Origin of the sequence: Flavobacterium rakeshii, assembly GCF_009741375.1 — a bacterium.
Lineage (GTDB): Bacteria > Bacteroidota > Bacteroidia > Flavobacteriales > Flavobacteriaceae > Flavobacterium > Flavobacterium rakeshii.
This window is the reverse complement of record NZ_WOWP01000006.1, coordinates 1-2,210: the sequence shown is the minus strand read 5'-3', so window position 1 is coordinate 2,210 and position 2,210 is coordinate 1. Positions and strand designations below refer to the sequence as shown.

Below are 2,210 nucleotides of genomic sequence, written 5' to 3'. Positions count from 1 at the left end.
AGTGCTACTATAGATGTAACAGGCGGTACAGGTGCTTATACATACTTATGGGATGATATCAACGCACAAACTACAGCAACTGCAACAGGTTTAACCGAAGGGACTTATTCAGTAGTTGTTACCGACGCTAACAACTGTACTTATACTCATAACTTTACCATTACTGAGCCAGATGCTATAACAGCAACAGCAGCTACAACCCAGGTTGATGTACTTTGTAATGGAGCTGCTACAGGTAGTGCTACTATAGATGTAACAGGCGGTACAGGGGCTTATACATACTTATGGGATGATAGTAATGCACAAACTACAGCAACTGCAACAGGTTTAACCGCAGGGACTTATTCAGTAGTTGTTACCGATGTTAATAATTGTACTTATACACATAATTTTACTATTACTGAGCCAGATGCTATAACAGCAACAGCAGGTACTACACAGGTTGATGTTGTATGTTATGGTGAAGCAACTGGTAGTGCTACAATAGATGTTACAGGTGGCACAGGTACTTATACTTATTTATGGAATACAGGAGATACTACTGCTACAATAAGCGGTTTAACCGCAGGTACTTATACTGTTGATGTAACCGATGTTAACGGTTGTGTTTATACACATAGCTTTACAATTACAGAAGTTTATACTATAACAGCAACAGCTGCTACCACTCAGGTTGATGTATTGTGTAATGGTGCTGCTACAGGTAGTGCTACAATAGATGTTACAGGTGGTACAGGTACTTATACTTATTTATGGAATACAAATGAAACTACTGCTACAATAAGTGGGTTAACAGCAGGAACTTATTCAGTAGTTGTTACAGATAGTGGTAGTGGTTGTAATTATACTCATACTTTTACCATTAACGAACCTACAGCTTTAGCAGTTACTTCTTCTTTCACAGATGTGTTATGTAATGGAGAAAGTAACGGTACTGCTACCGTAGCTGTTACAGGTGGCACAGGTACTTATACTTATTTATGGGATAACGGACAAACTTCTGCTACGGCTACAGGGCTTGCACCTGGTGATTATACCGTAACGGTTACCGATGCTAATGGTTGTTTAGTAGTACAGAACTTTACAATAGATGAGCCCGATGCTCTTGAAGCTGCTACAGGATCTACTCATAATGATGTATCGTGTAACGGTGGTGCCGATGGAGAGATTACTGTTGTAATACAGGGGGGTGTTACTCCGTATTCTTATGCATGGAGTGACGGACAGACTGCTGCTACAGCAACCGGACTTTCAGAAGGTAACTACACTGTTACTATTAGTGATGCTAATGGCTGTACTTTAACAGAAAACTTTACTATATCCCAACCAGATGCAATGGCTCTTACTTCTGCTACCGTTGTAAATGATGCAGTGTGTAACGGCGGCGCGAGTGGGTTAATTACAGTTGACGTTCAGGGAGGTATAGCTCCATATAGTTACTTATGGGATAATGGTCAAACTACAGCTACAGCTACAGGTCTTGTAGCAGGTACTTATACTGTTGATGTAACCGATGCTAACGGTTGTGTTTTAACAGAATCGTTTACAGTTAATGAGCCTACTGCTTTATCTACAATTGGTTCACAATCAGATGTAGTTTGTAACGGTGAGAATAACGGTGAAGCTTCGGTAGTTGTATCAGGTGGTGTTGCTCCTTATACTTTTGAGTGGAGTACCGGCGAAACTACCGATGCCATATCAGGCTTAGCTGCCGGGACTTATTTTGTTACGGTAACCGATGATAACGGTTGTATCATTATTCAGAACTTTAATATTGGTGAACCACCTGCATTAATTGAAGGTGCTGCTACAACTCAGGTAAATGTTTTATGTAACGGTGCTGCTACAGGAGAAATAAATTTAGTTGTTGAGGGTGGTGTAACACCATATACTTATTTATGGAATGACGGACAAACAACAGCTTCATTAAGCGGACTTACAGCCGGGACTTATAATGTAGAAATTACCGATGATAACGGTTGTGTACTTAACCTTGAGTTTGAAATTACCCAGCCTGATGCTATTGTTGTAACAGATGCTACTATGCAGTCTAACGTTACTTGTAACGGTACGGCAACAGGAGAAGCTACTATTGACGTAGAAGGTGGTATAATGCCTTATACTTACTTATGGAGTAATGGTGAGATAACAAGTACTATTACGGGTCTTGTTGCGGGTACTTATACTGTTGATGTAACGGATGCTAACGG

The 2,210-nt window shown here is 40.4% G+C and carries 1 pseudogene; it reads left to right on the top strand.

The annotated features are described in order from the left end of the window. Positions 1 to 2,210 (top strand): annotated as a pseudogene (locus GN157_RS01735) (SprB repeat-containing protein); the annotation flags it as partial.